Source organism: Ramlibacter sp. AN1015 (assembly GCF_037726105.1).
Classification (GTDB): Bacteria; Pseudomonadota; Gammaproteobacteria; order Burkholderiales; family Burkholderiaceae_C; genus Ramlibacter.
This window is the reverse complement of the sequence record NZ_JBBJUM010000003.1, coordinates 275,902-294,965: the sequence shown is the minus strand read 5'-3', so window position 1 is coordinate 294,965 and position 19,064 is coordinate 275,902. Positions and strand designations below refer to the sequence as shown.

Below are 19,064 nucleotides of genomic sequence, written 5' to 3'. Positions count from 1 at the left end.
CTTTTGTCTTTCCGGATAGCGAGGCGTTTTCGCCGAAAGAGCCGACATGTTTGATTTCGTTCGCAAGAACACCAGGATCCTCCAGTTCGTCCTGTTCCTGCTGATCGTCCCCTCGTTCGTACTCTTCGGAGTCGAGGGCTACATGAACATGAGCGACCGTGGGCAGGTCGTCGCCAGCGTCGCCGGCACCGACATCCACGAGAGCGAATGGGAGGCCGCCCACCGCCGGGAGGTCGATCGTCTGCGCGAGAGCATGCCCGGGGTCGATCCCAAGCTGCTCGATTCACCGCAGGCACGCTATGGCACGCTGGAGCGCATGGTCCGCGAGCGGGTGATGCAGGCTGCAGCCGAGAAATCGCGTCTCGTGACCGGTGACGAACGGCTGGCGGGCGAGCTGCAGCGCAGTCCGCTGATCGCCTCTCTGCGCGGGCCCGACGGCCGCATCGACATGGCGCGTTACCGCCAGCTCGCCGCGGCGCAGGGCATGACGCCCGAAATGTTCGAGAACCAGATGCGCGCGGACCTCTCCAGTCGCCAGGTGCTGGCGGGGCTGGCGGGCACCAGCTTCGTGACCGCCACGCAGGCTGCGGTGGCGCTCGACGCCTACCTCGAGCGTCGCGAGGTGCAGGTGCAGCACTTCGCTCCGGCCGAGTTTGCCCGCCGGGTCACGCCAACCGACGCCGAGATAGAGGCCTACTACAAAGCCAACCCGCAACTGTTCCAGGCCCCGGAACAGATCGACATCGAGTACCTCGTGCTCGACCTCGACTCGGTCATGCGGGACGTGGCAGTGAACGAGGCCGATCTCAAGACCTACTACGAACAGAACGTGGCGCGCCAGACCGCACTCGAGGAGCGCCGCGCCAGCCATATCCTGGTGACCGCCCCGGCCAGCGCCCCGCCGCAAGAGCGTGAGGCGGCCCGGCAGAAGGCGCAGGAACTGCTTGCCCAGGTGCGCAAGGCGCCCGACACCTTCGCCGAGCTGGCGCGCCGCAACTCGCAAGACCCAGGCTCGGCCGCACGTGGTGGCGACCTCGACTTCTTCACCCGCGGTGCGATGACGAAGCCCTTCGAAGATGCGGCGTTTGCGTTGAAAAAAGGCGAGATCAGCGATGTGGTCGAGACCGACTTCGGCTTTCACATCATCCGCCTCACCGACGTGAAAGCACCGCAGCAGCGCAGCTACGAAGCCATGCGCCCCGAACTCGAAGCCGAGCTGAAGAAGCAGCAGGCGCAGCGCAAGTTCGCGGAGACCGCCGACAGCTTCGGCAACGCCGTGTACGAGCAGTCCGATGGGCTCAAAGCCGTCGCGGAGAAGTTCAAGCTGGAGGTGCGCACCGCCACGGGGCTCACGCGCGAGCCGGCCCAGGGCGCCACGGGCGTGCTGGCCAGTCCCAAGTTCCTCGCGGCCCTGTTCGCGCCCGACAGCATCGAGAAGAAGCGCAACACGGACGCGGTCGAAGTCGCTGCAAACCAGCTCGCTTCCGGCCGCATCGTCGCCCACCAGCCTGCCCGCACACGGCCGCTTGCCGAAGTGAAGGACCAGGTGCGTGAGCAGCTCAAGCTGGCTCGTGGTATCGAACTCGCCCGCAAGGCGGGTGCCGAGCAGCTCGCGGCGCTGAAGGCCAATCCGGGCGCCGCGAACCTGCCTGCGGCGGTCGTGGTTTCGCGCGAGGCTCCGCGCGACCTCTCCGAGCCGGTCGTCGAGGCCGCCATGCGCGTCGATGCCAAGGCGCTTCCTGCATTCACCGGCGTGGACATGGGGAGCCAGGGCTACTCCGTGGTGAAGGTGGTCAAGACGCTAGCACGCGAAGCGGCGCCCGCCGAGCGCGCAGGGCAGGAACGCCAGCAGGTCGGACAGATGTGGGCGCAGGCCGAGGCGCGCGCCTATTACGCGCTTCTCAAGGACCGCTACGATGCGAAAATCCGGGTGCCCCGCCCCGGGCCGGATGAGGCAGCGCAGGCCACGCGCTGAGCCCGCGCACAACATCGAAAAAGCCGGCTGAACGCCGGCTTTTTCTCGTGCGCTTCTGGTGTGCTGCCCGGTGCCCCACCGGTCTGGAACTCGTCGGCTCGCAAGCCACGGCGCGTGCTCTGCGCACTGGCAGCTCCAGGTCTGCTCTGCGCATCCACGCCGCCCGGGCACCCGCCGCGAAGGGCGCATGCACGGACCGCAGCGTGCTTGCGTGCCGGACGAACAATTCATCCGGCAGGAGCCGCTCAGGAGCGGTGCTGCTCTCCCGGCCGCGCCGCGGGCGTGCCGCCCTGGGGGTCGCGCTCCGCACGCGTCGCGTCCGACGCGTCGCCGTGCAGCGGCGCGCCATCGGCCCGCGGCTCCCGTCCCGGGTTGCCCGACTCGCTGCGATTGCTGCTGGGCGTGTGGACGTCACCCGAATCCGCCGCAGGCCCGAAGTTGCCGCCGGTCGTGCTGCCGCTGCGTCCGCTTCGGCGTGATTGGCGCCACCGGTCGAACTCGCGCTCCTGTCCGGCGGGTGTGCTTGCGTGCTGTTTGTCCTGTTCGCTCATATCTTGGTCCTCCGTGCTGAGGGGCCGCAGGCGCCGACGTTGCCCTGTGCCGTTGCCCTGTGCCGCCTCGGTTCAACCCACGGTACGCGCGCATTCGATAGGCGGCTGTCGGACACGGGCGGCACGGCCCTGCATGCGTCCTGACGTGTCCGTAGGACGCGGGGAGTTCAGGCCCTGCACGATGAAACGCTGCTCGTGTAGCGGTTCAGCAGCCGAAACGGCCGAGGCAAAAAAAAAGCCCCGGAAGCGCGTGCGTGCATTCCGAGGCTCGGGTTCTGGGGTGACTGATGGGACTCGAACCCACGACAACCAGAATCACAATCTGGGACTCTACCAACTGAGCTACAGCCACCGTCGAGTCGATGATTATAGCGGCCGTTTGCGGCCTCAATTCACCATGACCAACTTGCCCTTGACGCTGCGCGAACCCATCAACGCGTAGGCTTCCTTGAGCTGCGCCATGGGCAGCGTGCGGTCGATCACCGGCTTGATCTTGCCCGCCAGCCACCATTGCGTGAGCTCTTGCAGCATCGCGGCATTGCCCTTCGGTTCGCGGCGTGCGTAGTCGCCCCAGAACACGCCCACGATCGAAGCACCCTTGAGCAGGGGCAGGTTCATGGGCAGGGCGGGAATGGGTCCGGAGGCGAACCCCACCACGAGATAGCGGCCGCGCCATCCGATGGAGCGGAACGCCGGCTCGGCGAAGTCGCCACCCACGGGGTCGTAGACCACGTCGGGACCCTTGCCGTCGGTGGCGGCCTTGATGGCATCTCGGAACGCGTTGGGCAATTGCGACTGCCCATAGTCGATGGTGGCGTCGGCGCCGAGTGCGCTGCACAGCGCGCATTTTTCGGCCGACGAGGCCGCGGCGATCACCCGCGCGCCCGCCGCCTTCGCGATCTGGATGGCCGCCGTCCCCACACCGCCTGCGGCGCCGAGCACCAGCACGGTTTCGCCCGCGCGCAGCTGGGCGCGGTCGATCAGGGCGTGGTGCGACGTGGCGTAGGTCATGATGAAGCCCGCGGCTTCGGTGATGGGGCAGGCGGGCGGCAGCGGCAGGCACAGTTTCGCGGGCACGACCACATGGGTGGCAAAGCCGCCAGTTCCGTGCAGGCAGGCCACCGACTGGCCGGCAGCGATGTGGCTCACGCCTTCGCCGACCGCGGCCACGACGCCCGCGAACTCCGAGCCGGGCACGAAGGGAAGCGGCGGTTTGATCTGGTACTTGTTCTGGACGATCAGCAGGTCCGGGAAGTTCAGACTGGCGGCGCGGATCTCGACCAGCACTTCACCGGGGCCAGGCTGGGGCGTCGGGAGTTCCTTCCACTGGAGGGCGTCGACACCGACGGGGTTCTCGCAAAGCCAGGCGTGCATGGTGGGGTGCTCCGTGTGAAGAATGCGTGCAATGTTAGGCACGTGCCGTTCAGAGGCCTTGTCCCTGCGGCGACGGCAGGGCGTAGGCGCCTAGAATCGTTTGCATCTGCTTGCCTATGAAAATCCTCATTTCAAATGACGACGGCTACCAGGCCCCCGGGATCCTCGCGCTCTATGAGGCGCTGAAGGATCTGGCCGAGGTCGAGGTCATCGCTCCCGAGCACAACAACAGTGCAAAGTCGAACGCGCTCACGCTCAACCAGCCCCTGTCGGTGATGGATGGCGCACGGGGCTTTCGCTACGTGAATGGCACGCCGGCCGATTGCATGCACATCGCGCTCACCGGGCTGCTCGGCTACCGCCCCGACCTGCTGGTGAGCGGCATCAACAATGGCGCCAACATGGGCGACGACACGATCTATTCGGGCACCGTGGGAGCCGCGATGGAGGGCTACCTGTTCGGCGTGCCGGCCATCGCGTTCTCGCAGGTGGAAAAGGGCTGGGCACATCTCGATGCCGCTGCGCAGAAGGCGCGCGAACTGGTGCAGCAGGTGATCGCGCAGCAGCTCCACACCCGACCGGTGCCGTTCCTTCTCAACGTGAACATCCCCAATCGCCCGCTGGAGGCGCTCGGACCTTTCGAGGTCTGTCGCCTGGGGCGGCGCCACGCGGCCGAGAACGTCATCGCGCAGACCAGCCCGCGAGGCGACACCCTCTACTGGATCGGCGCCGCCGGGGCGGCCAAGGACGGCGCGCCCGGAACCGACTTCCACGCGACGGCCCAGGGCAATGTGTCGGTCACACCGCTGCAGGTCGATCTGACCGACTACGAAACGCTTCCCGAATGGCAGCGCCAGCTCGCCCCTTCCAAACCTGCATCCGCATTCGCACCGGCATCTTCCACACGCAGCTGACATGACCGCCCGACGTCCCACCTTCCCCGCGCAGCTGGTGACTGCGGCGCCCGTGCCCGGCGCGGTGCGTCCGCGCACCGCCCAGGCGCGGCCCGCGGGCGAATCGCAGCCACGCGGGGTGGGGCTCGATTCGAGCGCGGTGCGCCACCGGATGGTGCACAAGCTCGCTGCGCAGGGCATTGGCGACACGCGTGTGCTCGCCGCCATGGGCGAGGTGCCGCGCCATGCCTTTGTCGATAGTGCGCTGGTGAACCAGGCCTACGAAGACACCAGCCTGCCGATCGGACTTGGGCAGACGATTTCCAAGCCCAACGTGGTGGCCCGCATGATCGAACTGCTGCTCGGGGGGCAGTGCGATAGCCAGGGCCGCCTTGGACGCGTGCTCGAGATCGGCACCGGCTGCGGCTACCAGGCCGCGGTGCTCGCGCGCGTGGCGCGTGAGGTGTACAGCGTCGAACGCCTGCGCGGGCTGCACGAGAAGGCGCGCGACAACCTGCGTCCCTTGCGGCTTGCAAACGTGCACCTGCTGTTCGGCGATGGCATGGTCGGCTATGCCAAGGGCGCTCCCTATGCAGGCATCATCGCTGCGGCCGGCGGTGATGCCGTGCCGCAGGCCTGGATCGAGCAGCTCGCCGTCGGCGGGCGCATCGTGGCGCCCACCGTCATGCCCGGTGGCGCACAGGCCCTGGTGGTGCTCGAGAAGTCCACCGCCGGCATCACGCAGCGCGTGCTTGAGCCGGTCCATTTCGTCCCCCTAAAATCTGGAATCGCTTGAAGGAAACGCACAAGATGCCCCACATGCTGTGGCAGGGCCGAAAACACGTTCTCGTCCTGTTGTCGGTGGCGCTCCTCGCGGGCTGCGCCACCCGCACGCGGGGACCAGCTCCCATCGAAGACCGCAGTGCCGTGGTGGCGCGCAGCGCGCAGCCCGATGCGGTTGCCGTCGAACCGCTGAAGCCGCCCCTGGGCGCCGAGAACGCAGGCAAACCGGGCTACTACTCGGTACGCCCCGGCGACACCCTGATCCGCATTGCGCTCGATACGGGCCAGAACTGGCGTGACATCGCGCGCTGGAACAACATCGACAACCCCAACCTCATCGAAGTCGGGCAGGTGCTGCGCATCCTGCCGCCGGTCGTCACGACGGCGGCCACGCCGACGTCGCCGGGCTCCCCCGCCTCCCAGGACGGCGCGGTCTCCCGCCCGGTGACCGCCGCGCCGATCACCGGCCTGCCGATGCCGCCAGCGTCCGGCACGGGTGCGTCGCAGGCGCGTGGCGCTACGGGTTCGTCGTCCACGGCACCGGCCGCGCCGGCGCCTGCCGCCGGTTCGGCTGCCACGGCATCCGCTCCGGCGCCGGCCCCGGCTCCCGCGCCTGCGCCGCCGACTACGCTGCCGCCGGTGGCCGGCGCTCCCGCCAGCCCCGGGCAAAGCGCCGGCACCGCCAGCACACCTGCTTCGCCCGACGACGAGATCAGCTGGGCCTGGCCCGCTCCTGGCAACACCACTGTGCTGGCTGGTTTCGACGAGGCCCGCAACAAGGGCCTGGACATCGCCGGCAAGCCGGGTGACCCGGTGCTCGCGTCCGCCGATGGCCGCGTGGTGTATGCGGGCGCGGGGCTGCGCGGGTACGGCAACCTCGTGATCCTCAAGCACAACAACACCTATCTGACCGCCTACGCGCACAACCAGACCTTGCTGGTCAAGGAAGACCAGGTCGTGCGCAAGGGGCAGAAGATCGCCGAGATGGGGTCAAGCGACGCGGACCGCGTGAAGCTGCATTTCGAGATCCGGCGCCAGGGCAAACCGGTCGATCCGGCGCGTTTCCTGCCGACGCGCTGAGACGCTGCGCGACTTGCTTCGCCAGCCCCCGCGCCGGGGAGCCTGGCGCGTCCGCCCGGGGCAGCCGGCGTCGTGGACTGCACGTCGCCCAGGAGGCGATGCCACCGGTCTGATGCAGCAGGATGGCGCTGAAAAACCCGCCAAGCGTCCAGCCGAGGAGCAAGCCCCGTCCATCAAGCTCGCTGCGTAGCTCGAGACTCGGCCGGGGGGGCCACTGTGCATCGGCGCGGCGTACGAAGCAGTGGGGGAGGGCGGCCGCCCTTGCAGGCACCGCCGACATCACCGCAGGGCTCAGGCACCCGAGACGGAGGCCCCCCTGCGGACCGTGATGGCGTAGTGAAAAGGGGCGGGCGTCGCTTGCCTGGGCGCGGCACTCACGTGCCGCGGTGGCTCAGCCCCGCATGCCCGCCGTCGAACGTGCTTCGCCCCCGCCCCCGCCGCCGTCGGAGGGGCCGTGGCTGCGCGCGCGCTGCAGCTTGATGTGGGCAGCCAGACCGCCCGAGCTGGTGTTCGCCAGCGCGAATACGCCGCCCATGCGCTGGACCGTCTTGTCCACGATCGCGAGCCCCAGCCCGGCGCCGGTGGCGGCGGTGCGCGCGGTGTCGCCGCGGAAGAACGGCTTCATCAGGTTCGGCAGCGCCTCCGGGGCAACTCCCGGGCCGTGGTCGCGCACCTTCAGCAGCACCCACTCGTTGCGCGCCTTGGCGGCGATGTCCACGACGGTGATGCCGGACTGCGGCGACTTGCCGTAGCGGCGCGCATTCTCCAGCAGGTTGGAGATCACGCGCGCCAGTTCGACCTCGTCTGCCAGCACGTACAGGTTGCGGGGCAGATCGACATTGATGCGGATGTCGCCCTGGTCCTGGACGGCATAGACGCAGGCCTGGATCACCTCGGCCAGGCTCACCCGGCGAAGCTGGGCATGGTCGGGCCGGGCGTAATCGAGGAACTTGTCGATGATGGCGTCGAGCTGGTCGATGTCGGCGGCCATGTGGTCGCGCGCATCCTGGTCGGCCACGCTCATTTCGGTTTCGAGCCGCAGCCGCGCCAGCGGAGTGCGCAGGTCGTGCGAGATCCCCGCCAGCATGACGGCGCGGTCCTGCTCGATCTTGGCGAGCTGCTGCGCCATGCGGTTGAAGCCGATGTTGACCTCGCGGATCTCGCTGGTCACCGCCTTCTCGTCCAGCCGGCTGGCATCGAAGTCGCCGTCACGCACGCGGCTGGCGGCGAACGACAGCTGCTTGAGCGGCCGGTTGATCAAGCGCGCGATGAGGGCTGCGCCAGCGAGCGACAGGGCTGCCGCGGTCACCAGCCAGATCAGCCAGGTGCGGCCGCCCACGCGCGAGAAGCGTGCCCGGTCCATCAGGAGCCAGTAGCTGTCTTCGCCGATGGTGAAGCCGACCCACAGCCCGGGTTCGTTGTTCACGCTCGCGGCCAGCACGGTGCCCCGGCCGAGGCGCGAAAACAGCTCGCGCGCCATGTCCTGGTCCATGGATTCGGAGCCGAAGGGGATGTGCTGGTCGGTGGTCTTGCGCGGCATGATGCGCACGCCTTCACGCTCGGCCAGCGTCTTGATGAGGGAGACCCGGGCGATCGCGTCCGAATATTCCAGCGCGGCGCGACTCAGGTTCACGAGCGACGCGATCTGCTGGGCCGTCTGGATGGCTCGCGGCTCGAACTCCAGGGCCCTGAAGGTCTGGAGCCAGGCCACGATCGAGCCGATCAGCAGCAGCGAGAGCAGGAAAAAGGTGCGCCAGAAGAGGGACAAGCCCACGCGCGGCCGGGTCTCGAGCGGCGCCGGCGCCGTCTCCAGGGTGCCTGGGCCACTGTTGCCTTCCATGGCGGCAGTACTGTGGGCTGTGTGCAAGACCTTCCGTTCCTTCGCGCGTTGGCGTTCGTCCAAGGGCGAAGGCTCAACCCGCGCCGTCCGGCACGAACACGTAACCCACGCCCCACACGGTCTGAATGTAGCGGGGCGCGGCGGGATCGCTCTCCACGAGTTTGCGCAAACGCGACACCTGCACGTCCAGGCTGCGGTCGAACGGTTCAAATTCACGGCCGCGGGCGAGCTGCGCCAGCTTCTCGCGCGACAGCGGCTGGCGCGGATGGCGAACCAGCGCCTTGAGCATCGCGAATTCGCCGGTGGTCAGCGGCAGCTCGTCGCCGTTCTTGCGCAGGGTACGCGCGCCCAGGTCGAAGGAGAAGGGGCCGAAGTTGACCACCTCGTTCTCGCTGGACGGCGCGCCCGGCGCCTCCTGGACCGGCCGGCGGCGCAGCACGGCATGGACCCGCGCCAGCAGTTCGCGCGGATTGAAGGGCTTGCCCAGGTAGTCGTCGGCACCCACTTCGAGCCCGACTATCCGGTCTACGTCCTCGCCCTTGGCGGTGAGCATGATGATCGGCGTACGGTCGTTCGCCGCGCGCAGGCGCCGGCAGATCGACAGCCCGTCCTCACCCGGCATCATCAGGTCGAGCACGATGAGGTCGGCCGTCTCGCGAAGCATGAGCCGGTTCAGGGCCTTGCCGTCTTCGGCAAGGATGACTTCGAATCCTTCCTGCGTCAGATAACGGCGCAGCAGGTCGCGGATCCGCGCGTCGTCATCGACCACGAGGATCTTGTCGGTGCGGGCTGCAGTCTGATTCATGGCGTTCCAACGTTTATTTGTAACAGTGGCGATTTTGAGCCGCATGTTGCATGTCGTGCGAAGTTTGGTCCGACCTCTAACACAGGGTTACAAAAGTTGCCCGATGCTCCCGCGACGGCCCTGGCCTGTCGTACGCTGGAGCTTCCGTGGACCCTGACATGCACGAGGACGAAGAAAGAACTACATGAAATCGCCACGTTCGCTGATGTTGCCGCTTTTCCTTGGTTGCTGGTTGAGCTGCGCCCCTGCCTATGCCGACGCAGCGCCACCGCGCGACGTGCTGCACCTCACGGCTAGCGCCCGCGTCGAGGTACCGCAGGACAAGCTGCAGATGGTGCTCAGTACCACCCGCGAGGCGGCGCAGCCGGCGGCCGTGCAGGAGCAACTGAAGGCCGTGCTTGACAAGGCGCTCGCCGTCCTTCGCCCGCTGGCCGAGCGCGGGCAACTGGACGTGCGCACCGGCGGCTTTCAGGTGCATCCGCGTCACGGCCGCGACGGCCGGATCGAGACATGGGCCGGCACGGCGGAGATCGTCCTGGAAGGGCGCGACATCGCCCGCATCAGCCAGGCCGCAGGGCGCGTGGACGAGCTCACCGTCTCAGGCGTGCAGTTCGGCCTCAGTGAAGAGCAGGGGCAGCAGGCCGAAGTCCGGGCGCAGCAAGACGCCATCGCGCAGTTCCGCCAGAAGGCAGCCGACCTCACCCGCGGCTTCGGCTTCGGGGGATACGGGCTGCGCGAAGTGACCGTGCAGTCCAGCGAGGAAATGCCGCCGCCGCGGCCGCGCCCGATGGCCATGGAAATGCGCAGCGCGGCCGCAGACAAGTCGGTGCCGGTGGAGCCGGGGCGCAGCACGGTGTCGGTGACGGTGTCGGGCTCCATCCAGATGCATGCGCCGCAGGCGCTTTCTTCGCCGGCCGCAGCGCAGCCGCCGGCGGGCACCGGTCGCTAGCAGCGCCGATCGGCGAACCGGACCGGCAGTGCGGCCCTTTCTTGTCCTGATCAATCCTGCTTCCGGTGCCGGCGACCTCGAGCACCGGCAGCAATTGCTCGAGCGCGTGTTCGGAGAAGCCGGGCAGCCTTTCGAGTTCGTGCCGGTGGACGGCCCGGCCAGTCTGGAGACGGCGAGCCGAAGCGCCGCCGAGCGCGCCGCCCAGAGCGACTCGGTGCTGGTGGCGGTGGGCGGCGACGGGACGATCACCACCGTGGCACAGGCAGCGCACCGCAGCGGCTGCATCATGGGGGCGCTGCCGCAGGGCACCTTCAACTACTTCGGGCGCGCGCACGGTATCTCCCAGGATCTCGAGCAGTCCGCGCGCTCGCTTCTGCGTGCGACGCCCGAGCCGGTGCACGTCGGCATGATCAACCACCGCCTGTTCCTGGTGAATGCCAGCTTGGGGCTGTATCCACAACTGCTGGACGACCGTGAGGCCTTCCTCGACCGCTTTGGTCGGCGGCGCTGGGTGGCGCTGGTCGCTGGGCTGGCGACGCTGTTCAAGTGGCGCCATCAGCTCTCGGTCGAGATCCAGGCGGACGGCGCCCACCGGGTGCTGCGCACGCCGACGCTCTTCGTGGGCAACAACGCGCTGCAGCTGGCACGCCTCGGCCTCGAAGAGCAGTTGGTCGCGCAGGTCGGCAGCGGTTCCATGGCCGCCCTGGTGGTGCGGCCGATCGGCACGCTCGCGATGCTGGGGTTGCTGCTGCGGGGGGCCTTTGGCCGGCTGGGCGATGCAGGCCAGCTGGACAGCTTCACCTTCCAGCGGCTCACCGTGCGCATGCGCGGCATTCGACGGGTGAAAGTGGCCGCCGATGGAGAGATCGGCCTGATGACCCAGCCCATCACCTTCGAGGTCTGCCCGACACCGCTGATGCTCATGCTGCCGTGTGCCGACGACCGGGTGGAGGTCGCGTGAACCGAAGGACCGTATCGCGTGCGAGCAGTGCCGCAGTTCGAAGTACGCAGCCGCTTCCGATAAGCCGCGGGGCCGCTGAGCACACGGGATGCCCTGCACCGGGCGCCGCGGAGGTGACGCGATGAGCGTGCTGCTGCATATCTCCGACACGCACTTCGGCACCGAGCAGGGCCCGGTGGTTGCGGCCCTGCGCGCCCTCGCGCGAGAGCGGCGGCCAGACCTGATCGTGCTCAGTGGCGACGTGACCCAGCGCGCCACGGAGCGCCAGTTCGCACTCGCCCGATCGACGATGAACGAGCTGGCCGCGGGTATTCCGCTGCTGGTGCTGCCTGGGAACCACGATATTCCGCTCTACAACCTCGCGATGCGTGCGGTGCGGCCCTACGCGCGCTATCTGCAGGCGTTCGGACCGCGCCTGGAGCCGGTACTCGAGTCGAACGATTTCCTGGTGATCGGGGTGAACACGACCCGGCGGGAGCGCCACACCAACGGCGTGGTCTCACCCGGCCAGATCGAGGCCGTGTGCCAGCGCCTGGCCCAGGCCGGCCCGCGGCAGTTGCGGGTGGTGGTCACGCACCAGCCGGCGGCGGTGCTGCGCGCCTCCGATGAGCACGACCGGTTGCGAGGCGCCGACGCCGCCTTGCAGGCATGGTCTGCGGCCGGAGCCGACCTGGTGCTCGGCGGGCACATCCACCTGCCGTACGTGGTGCAGTTGCAGGAGCAGTCGCCCCCGACGCCGCGCCCCATGTGGTGCGTGCAGGCGGGCACCGCGCTGTCGCACCGGGTGCGCTGGGGAACGTCGAACTCGGTCAACCTGATTCACTGGCACCCACCTTCCGTGGGCGGCCCGCGATCCTGCAGGGTCGAGCGCTGCGACTACGACGCGGAAGCTGGCGTGTTCCTGTCGGCCTCGGACCAGGTGCTGGCGCTCGCCTGAGAGCGCGCGCGTGCGTGGTCAGCGTCCGCGACGCCTGCGTGCACAACGGAGACAACGCGCGCTTCGCGCATCGCCGCCAGCCACCGCCTGCTACTGGGCTGCCCAGCCCCCGTCCATGTTCCAGGCCACCCCGCGCACATTACCGGCGGCCGGGGAGCACAGGAAGACGGCCAACTCGCCCAGCTCCTCGGGCGTGGTGAACTGCATGGAAGGCTCCTTTTCGCCGAGCAGGCGGCGCGTTGCCTCTTCGTTGCTCCACCCGTTGGCCGCCGCCTTCGCGTCCACCTGTTTCTGCACCAGGGGCGTGAGCACCCAGCCGGGGCAGATGGCATTGCAGGTGACGCCGGTGGTGGCGTTCTCCAGCGCGACCACCTTGGTCAGGCCGACCAGCCCGTGCTTGGCCGCGACGTAGGCACTTTTCTCGGCGGACGCAACAAGGCCGTGCACCGAGGCCACGTTGATGATGCGGCCCCAGTTGGCCTCGCGCATGGCCGGCAGCGCAAGGCGCGTGGTGTGGAAGGCGCTGGAGAGATTGATCGCCATGACGGCGTCCCACTTCTCGGGCGGAAAGTCCTGCACCGGCGCCACATGCTGGATGCCGGCGTTGTTGACGAGGATGTCGATGCGGCCGAAGCGGTCGGCCGCGAAGCGCATCAGCTCGGCGATTTCACCGGGCCGGCTCATGTCGGCGCCGTGGTAGTCGACCTCGACCCCGAGCGCGGCTACTTCATCCCTGGCGCCCTGTACGTCGCCGAAGCCGTTGAGGACGATGCGTGCATCCTGGCGCGCGAGGGCCTTGGCCATGCCGAGCCCGATGCCGCTGGTGGAGCCGGTGACGAGGGCCGTCTTGCCTCTGAGCATGTGAATCACTCCGATCAATTAGGATGCACCGAGTATCCGCATTTTTGGCGCGCCCACCCCCGCAACATCCCCCGCCTTCCGTCTTCACGCACCACCTCATGACCGAGCCACGCCTGCACCACGTCAGCTGCCGCAGTTCCGCCGGGACGCACCGAATGGCGTATTGGCAGTGGGGCGATCCGCAGGCGCCGCAGGTCGTGGTCTGCGTCCATGGGCTGTCTCGTCAGGGGCGTGATTTCGATGCGCTGGCGCGCGCGCTGCTCGCGGGCGCCTCGCAGCCGCTGCGGGTGGTGTGCCCCGATGTGGTCGGGCGCGGTCACAGCGACTGGTTGCGTGACCCATCCCTCTACCAGGTGCCCACCTACGCGGCCGACATGCTGGCGCTGTTCGCCGCGCTGGACGAACACGCCCCGGTGGCCTGGTTCGACTGGGTCGGCACCAGCATGGGGGGGCTGATCGGCATGTCGCTGTGTGGCAGCCCTGAACTGCCCCTGCCTGCGCCCGTGCGCCGGCTGGTCCTCAATGACGTCGGCCCGGTCATCCAGTGGGCGGCCATCCAGCGCATCGGCGGCTATCTGGGCCAGGCGGGCCGCTTCGATACGCTGCAGCACGCGGCCGACGCGCTTTCGGCCATCTCCGCCGGCTTCGGGCCACACACGCCCGAGCAGTGGCTGGCGCTGTCGCAGCCTATGGTGCGGGCGCTGCCGGAGGGCGGCTTCGCATTGCACTACGACCCGGCCATCGCGGTGCCGCTGCGCGCGCTCACGCAGGCGCAGGCAGAAGAGGGGCAGACCGCGTTGTGGCATCTGTACGACCGCATCCGCGCGCGCACGCTGTTGCTCCGCGGCACCGAGTCGGATCTGCTTACGCACGAGACGGCCCTGGAGATGACACGGCGCGGGCCGTGCGCGCGGCTGGTGGAGTTCGAGGGCGTCGGGCACGCGCCGACGCTGGTGAGCGAGCAGCAGCGCGAGCCGGTTGTCACGTTCGTGCTGCAGGAGGAAGAGTCGGGTCATGAAGAGCTCCACCGGCGAGGCGCCTGAGGCCGCAGCCGTTTCTGAACTGGTGGCTGCCGCCGAGCAGTCACTGCCGCATCAGGTCGATACGCTTGCGCGGGCCCGTGCCTTCGCCGAGCCACTGATCTCCGGCGAGACGCTGGACACGGGCGAGAACACGCTGGTGCACGCCGACGCGGTGGCTGCGATCCTCAAGCAGATGGGCGGCTCCGACGCCATGCAGGCCGCGAGCTATCTCGTCTATGCCTGCCCGCACCTGAACCGGCCGCACGAAGTGATCGCCAAGGCCTTCGGCGACAACTACGCCGCGCTCGCAGTGGAGACCACCAAGCTGGTGGCGGTGCAGCGGCAGACCCGCGACGGTGAGCAGCGCCCCCCCAATGCCGCGCACCAGCAGGCGGAGGCCGTGCGCAAGATGCTGCTGGCTTTCTCGCGCGACCTGCGCGTGGTGATGCTGAGGCTGGCTTCACGCCTGCAGACCCTGCGCTGGCACGCGACGTCGCGCACCGCGGCGCCGCCCGACGTGGCGCGTGAGGCGCTCGACGTGTTCGCGCCGCTCGCCAACCGTCTCGGCATCTGGCAGATCAAGTGGGAGATGGAAGACCTCGCCTTCCGCTTCCTGGAGCCCGAGACCTACAAGCAGGTGGCGCGTCTGTTGGACGAGAAGCGCGTGGAGCGCGAAGCCTATGTCGAACACATGCGAGCGCAGCTCGAAGCGCAGCTGCGCTCGCAGGGGATCGAGGCACAGGTGCACGGGCGTCCCAAGCACATCTACAGCATCGTCAAGAAGATGCGCGGCAAGTCGCTCGAGTTCGAGAACGTGTTCGACGTGCGGGCCTTGCGCGTGATCGTTCCCGACGAGCGCGCCTGCTATGCCGCCCTGGCCTGGGTACATGAGCGCTTCGAGCCCGTGCAGGGAGAGTTCGACGACTACATCGCCCGTCCGAAGCCCAACGGATACCAGTCGCTGCACACCGTGGTGCGCGACACCGCCGGACGGGCCATCGAGATCCAGATCCGCACGCAGGCCATGCACGAGCATGCCGAGCACGGTGTTGCGGCGCACTGGGCCTACAAGGAGGCGGGCAGCAAAGGCTATGCGGGTGTCGCGGCCAGCGGCGAGTACGACGCAAAGATCGCAGTGCTGCGGCAACTGCTGGCATGGGAGCGCGATCTCGCCGGCGCCGCTACCGGATTGTTCGACGACCGCATTTACGTCCTCACGCCGCAGGCCTCGGTAATCGAGCTGGTGCAGGGCGCAACGCCGGTGGATTTCGCCTACACGGTGCACACCAGCCTGGGACATCGCTGCCGGGGTGCGCGTATCGACGGTGCCATGGTGCCGCTGAACACGCCGCTGAAGAACGGGCAGACGGTGGAGATCCTCGCGACAAAAGAGGGTGGCCCCTCGCGCGACTGGCTCAACCCCGACCTCGGCTTCCTCGCCAGCCACCGGGCTCGCGCCAAGGTGCGCGCCTGGTTCAACGAGCAGCACCGGCACGAGGCGGTCGCGCGCGGGCGCGAAGCGGTGGAAAAGCTCCTGCAGCGCGAGGGGCGTACCGCCATGAAGCTGGAGGATCTCGCCGGCAAGCTGGGCTTCAAGTCCGCCGACGACCTGTTCGCCGTGGTGGGAAAGGACGAGTTCTCCCTGCGCAACATCGAGGCGCTGCTCAATCCGCCCGAAGCGCCGCCTACGCAGGACGAGGTGCTCCTGAAGAAGCCGCGCGGCCCCTCGGCCTCACCCAAGGGCGGCGTGCTGGTGGTGGGCATCGATTCGCTCATGACGCAGCTCGCGCGCTGCTGCAAGCCGGCTCCACCCGATGCGATCGGCGGCTTCGTCACGCGCGGCAAGGGCGTCACCATCCACCGCCGCGATTGCAGCAGCTTGCGCGAGATTTCGGCGCGCAATCCCGAGCGCCTGATCGAGGTGGAGTGGGGCGGCTCCGAAGGTGCCGCAGGCACGGTCTACCCGGTCGATGTGGCCGTGGAAGCCACCGACCGGCAGGGGCTGCTGCGCGACATCTCCGAAGTGTTCGCGAAGGAGAAGATGAACGTGATCGGTGTCCAGACGCAGTCGGTCAAGGGCACCGCATGGATGACGTTCACCGTGGAAATAGCCGACTCGCAGCGACTCGCGCGGGTCCTGTCCCAGGTCGCCGAGGTGCAGGGCGTGCGCTGGTCCCGCCGCCGCTAGCAACGCGGACGCCAGGCAGGAAAATCGCGCTTTCAGGCCTGCTACAATCTCGCTTCTCGAACGAACACAGGCGCGTAGCTCAGCTGGTTAGAGCACCACCTTGACATGGTGGGGGTCGTTGGTTCGAGTCCAATCGCGCCTACCAGACAAACCCCTTGCAAGCGGCCCTTGCAAGGGGTTTTTCTTTGGGAGATCGCATGGGTCCTCACACGCGCGGGCCGTGTTGTGCGTAGGGTAAACCTCGGACGGTTCGGCTTGCCGCATTTCCTACAATGCCCGGCACTGCGCCCCACCAGCCGCCCCGCGGCCGCGCCCGTTCCAGGAGTGTCGAATTGCAAGGCAAGAATCCCCAGCCCACCCCGAGCGAACCGGCACGTCGGGTCATCAAGAAGTATCCGAACCGCCGGCTCTACGACACCACCACGTCCGCCTACATCACGCTCGCACAGGTCAAGCAACTGGTGCTGCAGAACGAGCTGCTGGTGGTGCGCGACGCCAAGACCAACGACGACCTGACGCGCAGCATCCTGCTGCAGATCATCCTCGAGGAGGAGGCGGGCGGTGCGCCGATGTTCAGCGAGGCGGCCCTTGCCAACATCATCCGTTTCTATGGACATGCCATGCAGGGCTTCATGGGCACCTACCTTGAGCGCAATGTGCAGGCCTTCACCGACATGCAGGCCCAGCTGGCCGAGCAATCCAAGCTCACCCCCGAAATGTGGGCGCAGTTCGCGAACGTGCAGAACCCGGTGATGCAGGGCTTCATGGGCAGCTACCTCGAGCAGTCCAAGACCATGTTCGAGCAGATGCAGGAGCAGATGCAGAAGCAGACCGAGCAGATGTTCGGCGCATTCGGCATCAAAAGGTAGGTGCTTCCCCAAGCTGGGACAATGCGGGCATGAGTGAACCCGCCGTCCTGCCTTCCCAACCCCCCAAAGTCGGCTTCGTGAGCCTGGGCTGCCCCAAGGCGCTCACCGACTCCGAACTCATCCTCACGCAGCTTTCGGCCGAAGGCTACCGCACCGCCAAGGATTTCGCGGGTGCCGACCTCGTGATCGTCAACACCTGCGGCTTCATCGACGACGCCGTGAAGGAAAGCCTCGACACCATCGGCGAGGCGCTGGCGGGCAATGGGAGGGTGATCGTGACCGGCTGCCTGGGTGCGCGCGCGGGTGAGGGCGGCGGCAACCTCGTGCGGCAGATGCACCCGTCCGTGCTGGCAGTCACCGGCCCGCACGCGACGCAGGAGGTGATGGACGCCGTCCATGCGCACCTTCCCAAGCCGCACGACCCCTTCGTCGATCTGGTGCCCGGTGGTTTCGGCGAAGCGGGGATCAAGCTCACGCCACGGCACTACGCATACCTGAAGATCAGCGAAGGCTGCAACCACCGCTGCACCTTCTGCATCATTCCATCGATGCGCGGCGACCTGGTGAGCCGGCCCATCGGGGACGTGCTCAAGGAGGCGCGGGCGCTCTTTGAAGGGGGCGTCAAGGAACTGCTGGTGATCAGCCAGGACACCTCGGCCTACGGTGTGGACCAGAAGTACCGCACCGGCTTCTTCGACGGGCGGCCGGTGCGCACACGCCTGCTCGAGCTGGTCCAGGCCCTCGGCGAGCTTGCGCAGCCGCACGGAGCCTGGGTGCGGCTGCACTACGTGTACCCCTATCCCTCGGTGGACGAAGTCATTCCGCTGATGGCCACGGGGCACGTGCTGCCCTATCTCGACGTACCGTTTCAGCATAGCCACCCCGACGTCCTGCGGCGCATGAAGCGTCCGGCCAGCGGAGAGCGCAACCTCGAGCGCATCCAGCGCTGGCGAGAGGCCTGTCCCCAGTTGGTGATCCGCAGCACGTTCATCGCCGGCTTCCCTGGCGAAACCGACGAGGAGTTCCAGGATCTGCTGGACTTCATGCGAGAGGCGCGCATCGACCGCGCGGGCTGCTTCGCCTACAGCGACGTGGCCGGCGCGGCGGCCAACGAACTGCCGGGCATGCTGCCGAGGGAGGTGCGCGAGGAGCGCCGTGCCCGCTTCATGGCCGTGGCCGAACAGGTGTCCGCCCAGAAGCTGCGCGAGCGTATCGGCGCAACCATGCAGGTGCTGGTGGATTCCGCACCGGCGCTGGGCCGCAAGGGCGGCCTTGGACGCTCCTATGCGGACGCGCCGGAAATCGATGGCGTGGTGAGGCTGCTGCCGCCCGAAAAACTGAGCAAGCAGCTCAAGGTGGGCGAGTTCACGCGCGCGCGGATCGTGGGCACCGAAGGCCACGATCTGGTGGGTGTGCCGATTTGACGAAGAGCGGCTGGAGCAGCCCGGACGTCGCAGCGACGAACCCGGCGGCAGGCTATGTGTCACACGCGCGGGGCGGCAATGGCCGGTGCTCTGCACGAGCGGCCGTTGCTGCATCTGTTCTCCCTGGCCTTCAGACAATGAGCAAAGCAAAAGAGCCGGCAAGTGCCGGCTCTTGTCACATGCTTCGATCGTGTCTGGTGCCCAGGAGAGGACTCGAACCTCCACGGAGTTACCCGCTAGTACCTGAAACTAGTGCGTCTACCAATTCCGCCACCTGGGCCAGCGGTGCACCTTGCGTACACCGGCGAACTCTACTTTTCCCGTTGCTTTGCGCAGCGCGTGCGCAAGGCATCCTCACACGATCTCGAGACCTCTTCCAGCGAAATCTCTTCGCGCAGAAGAAAGCCGGCTCAGCCGGCTTGTCTCTTGACTTTTCTCTTTATGATTGGTGCCCAGGAGAGGACTCGAACCTCCACGATGTTACTCGCTAGTACCTGAAACTAGTGCGTCTACCAATTCCGCCACCTGGGCATTTCAGGAAAAACAAGATTG

Annotated in this window: 16 protein-coding genes and 4 tRNA genes; 12 read left to right on the top strand and 8 right to left on the bottom strand. The window is 67.8% G+C overall.

The genetic code is table 11. The features are described 5' to 3' along the window. Nucleotides 1–46 precede the first annotated feature (46 nt). Nucleotides 47–1,975: a SurA N-terminal domain-containing protein gene (locus WG922_RS06595; RefSeq protein ID WP_340281512.1), complete on the top strand. Its 1,929-nt coding sequence runs from the start codon at nt 47–49 to the stop codon at nt 1,973–1,975. 245 nt (nt 1,976–2,220) lie between these two features. Here WG922_RS06595 and WG922_RS06590 read toward each other — a convergent pair whose 3' ends face one another. The 3 genes from WG922_RS06590 to WG922_RS06580 form a co-directional block, all read right to left on the bottom strand. Beyond that, a complete protein-coding gene (locus tag WG922_RS06590; RefSeq protein ID WP_340281511.1) occupies nt 2,221–2,526 on the bottom strand; it encodes a hypothetical protein in 306 nt (101 codons plus the stop codon). A 276-nt stretch (nt 2,527–2,802) separates the two neighbouring features. Beyond that, nucleotides 2,803–2,878: transfer RNA gene (locus WG922_RS06585), tRNA-His, on the bottom strand. 35 nt (nt 2,879–2,913) lie between these two features. Further along, the gene (locus tag WG922_RS06580) at nt 2,914–3,900 is read right to left on the bottom strand and encodes an NADPH:quinone oxidoreductase family protein (RefSeq protein ID WP_340281510.1); all 987 of its coding nucleotides are present in this window, start codon (nt 3,898–3,900) and stop codon (nt 2,914–2,916) included. Between the two features lie 116 nt (nt 3,901–4,016). On the opposite strand from WG922_RS06580, the gene surE reads away from it, so the two are divergent. From surE to WG922_RS06565, 3 genes are read left to right on the top strand one after another with little or no spacing between them, the layout of a single operon-like run. Continuing rightward, the gene (surE, locus tag WG922_RS06575; RefSeq protein ID WP_340281508.1) at nt 4,017–4,814 is read left to right on the top strand and encodes a 5'/3'-nucleotidase SurE; all 798 of its coding nucleotides are present in this window, start codon (nt 4,017–4,019) and stop codon (nt 4,812–4,814) included. Between the two features lies 1 nt (nt 4,815). Then, nucleotides 4,816–5,589 (top strand): protein-L-isoaspartate(D-aspartate) O-methyltransferase, encoded by a 774-nt coding sequence (locus WG922_RS06570; protein WP_340281506.1) that lies wholly within the window; start codon nt 4,816–4,818, stop codon nt 5,587–5,589. Between the two features lie 14 nt (nt 5,590–5,603). Further along, a complete protein-coding gene (locus WG922_RS06565; RefSeq protein ID WP_340281505.1) occupies nt 5,604–6,656 on the top strand; it encodes a peptidoglycan DD-metalloendopeptidase family protein in 1,053 nt (350 codons plus the stop codon). Nucleotides 6,657–7,047: 391 nt separating this feature from the next. Here WG922_RS06565 and WG922_RS06560 read toward each other — a convergent pair whose 3' ends face one another. After that, a complete protein-coding gene (locus WG922_RS06560; protein ID WP_340281504.1) occupies nt 7,048–8,496 on the bottom strand; it encodes a sensor histidine kinase in 1,449 nt (482 codons plus the stop codon). Nucleotides 8,497–8,569: 73 nt separating this feature from the next. After that, on the bottom strand, nt 8,570–9,301 hold the full coding sequence (gene ompR, locus WG922_RS06555) for an osmolarity response regulator transcription factor OmpR (protein ID WP_340281503.1): 732 nt from the start codon (nt 9,299–9,301) through the stop codon (nt 8,570–8,572). A gap of 184 nt (nt 9,302–9,485) precedes the next feature. Here ompR and WG922_RS06550 point away from each other — a divergent pair, with 184 nt between their 5' ends. The 3 genes from WG922_RS06550 (at nt 9,486) to WG922_RS06540 (ending at nt 12,148) form a co-directional block, all read left to right on the top strand. Beyond that, a complete protein-coding gene (locus WG922_RS06550; RefSeq protein ID WP_340281502.1) occupies nt 9,486–10,250 on the top strand; it encodes an SIMPL domain-containing protein in 765 nt (254 codons plus the stop codon). A 28-nt stretch (nt 10,251–10,278) separates the two neighbouring features. Continuing rightward, nucleotides 10,279–11,211, top strand: a complete 933-nt coding sequence (locus tag WG922_RS06545; RefSeq protein ID WP_340281501.1) for a diacylglycerol/lipid kinase family protein — start codon at nt 10,279–10,281, stop codon at nt 11,209–11,211. Nucleotides 11,212–11,332: 121 nt separating this feature from the next. After that, nucleotides 11,333–12,148 carry a metallophosphoesterase family protein gene (locus WG922_RS06540; RefSeq protein WP_340281499.1) on the top strand — a complete coding sequence of 272 codons (816 nt, stop codon included), beginning with the start codon at nt 11,333–11,335 and terminating at the stop codon, nt 12,146–12,148. Nucleotides 12,149–12,238: 90 nt separating this feature from the next. On the opposite strand, the gene WG922_RS06535 is transcribed toward WG922_RS06540, so the two are convergent. Further along, entirely contained in the window at nt 12,239–13,009 is a 771-nt protein-coding gene (locus tag WG922_RS06535) for a 3-hydroxybutyrate dehydrogenase (protein ID WP_340281497.1), read from the bottom strand. A 98-nt stretch (nt 13,010–13,107) separates the two neighbouring features. Between WG922_RS06535 and WG922_RS06530 the strand changes: the two genes are divergently transcribed. The 5 genes from WG922_RS06530 (at nt 13,108) to rimO (ending at nt 18,512) form a co-directional block, all read left to right on the top strand. After that, on the top strand, nt 13,108–14,052 hold the full coding sequence (locus WG922_RS06530; RefSeq protein ID WP_340281496.1) for an alpha/beta fold hydrolase: 945 nt from the start codon (nt 13,108–13,110) through the stop codon (nt 14,050–14,052). Then, on the top strand, nt 14,024–16,219 hold the full coding sequence (locus WG922_RS06525) for a RelA/SpoT family protein (RefSeq protein WP_340281494.1): 2,196 nt from the start codon (nt 14,024–14,026) through the stop codon (nt 16,217–16,219). Before WG922_RS06530 ends, WG922_RS06525 begins: the two co-directional genes overlap by 29 nt. A gap of 68 nt (nt 16,220–16,287) precedes the next feature. Next, a tRNA-Val gene (locus tag WG922_RS06520) sits at nt 16,288–16,364 on the top strand. Nucleotides 16,365–16,491: 127 nt separating this feature from the next. Beyond that, complete coding sequence (phaR, locus tag WG922_RS06515; protein ID WP_445322798.1) at nt 16,492–17,088, top strand: polyhydroxyalkanoate synthesis repressor PhaR; 597 nt, start codon at nt 16,492–16,494, stop codon at nt 17,086–17,088. Between the two features lie 29 nt (nt 17,089–17,117). Beyond that, a complete protein-coding gene (rimO, locus tag WG922_RS06510) occupies nt 17,118–18,512 on the top strand; it encodes a 30S ribosomal protein S12 methylthiotransferase RimO (protein ID WP_340281490.1) in 1,395 nt (464 codons plus the stop codon). A gap of 195 nt (nt 18,513–18,707) precedes the next feature. Here rimO and WG922_RS06505 read toward each other — a convergent pair. Both WG922_RS06505 and WG922_RS06500 read right to left on the bottom strand, forming a co-directional pair. Continuing rightward, nucleotides 18,708–18,792 (bottom strand) — tRNA-Leu (locus WG922_RS06505). Between the two features lie 166 nt (nt 18,793–18,958). Further along, nucleotides 18,959–19,043: transfer RNA gene (locus tag WG922_RS06500), tRNA-Leu, on the bottom strand. Nucleotides 19,044–19,064 lie beyond the last annotated feature (21 nt).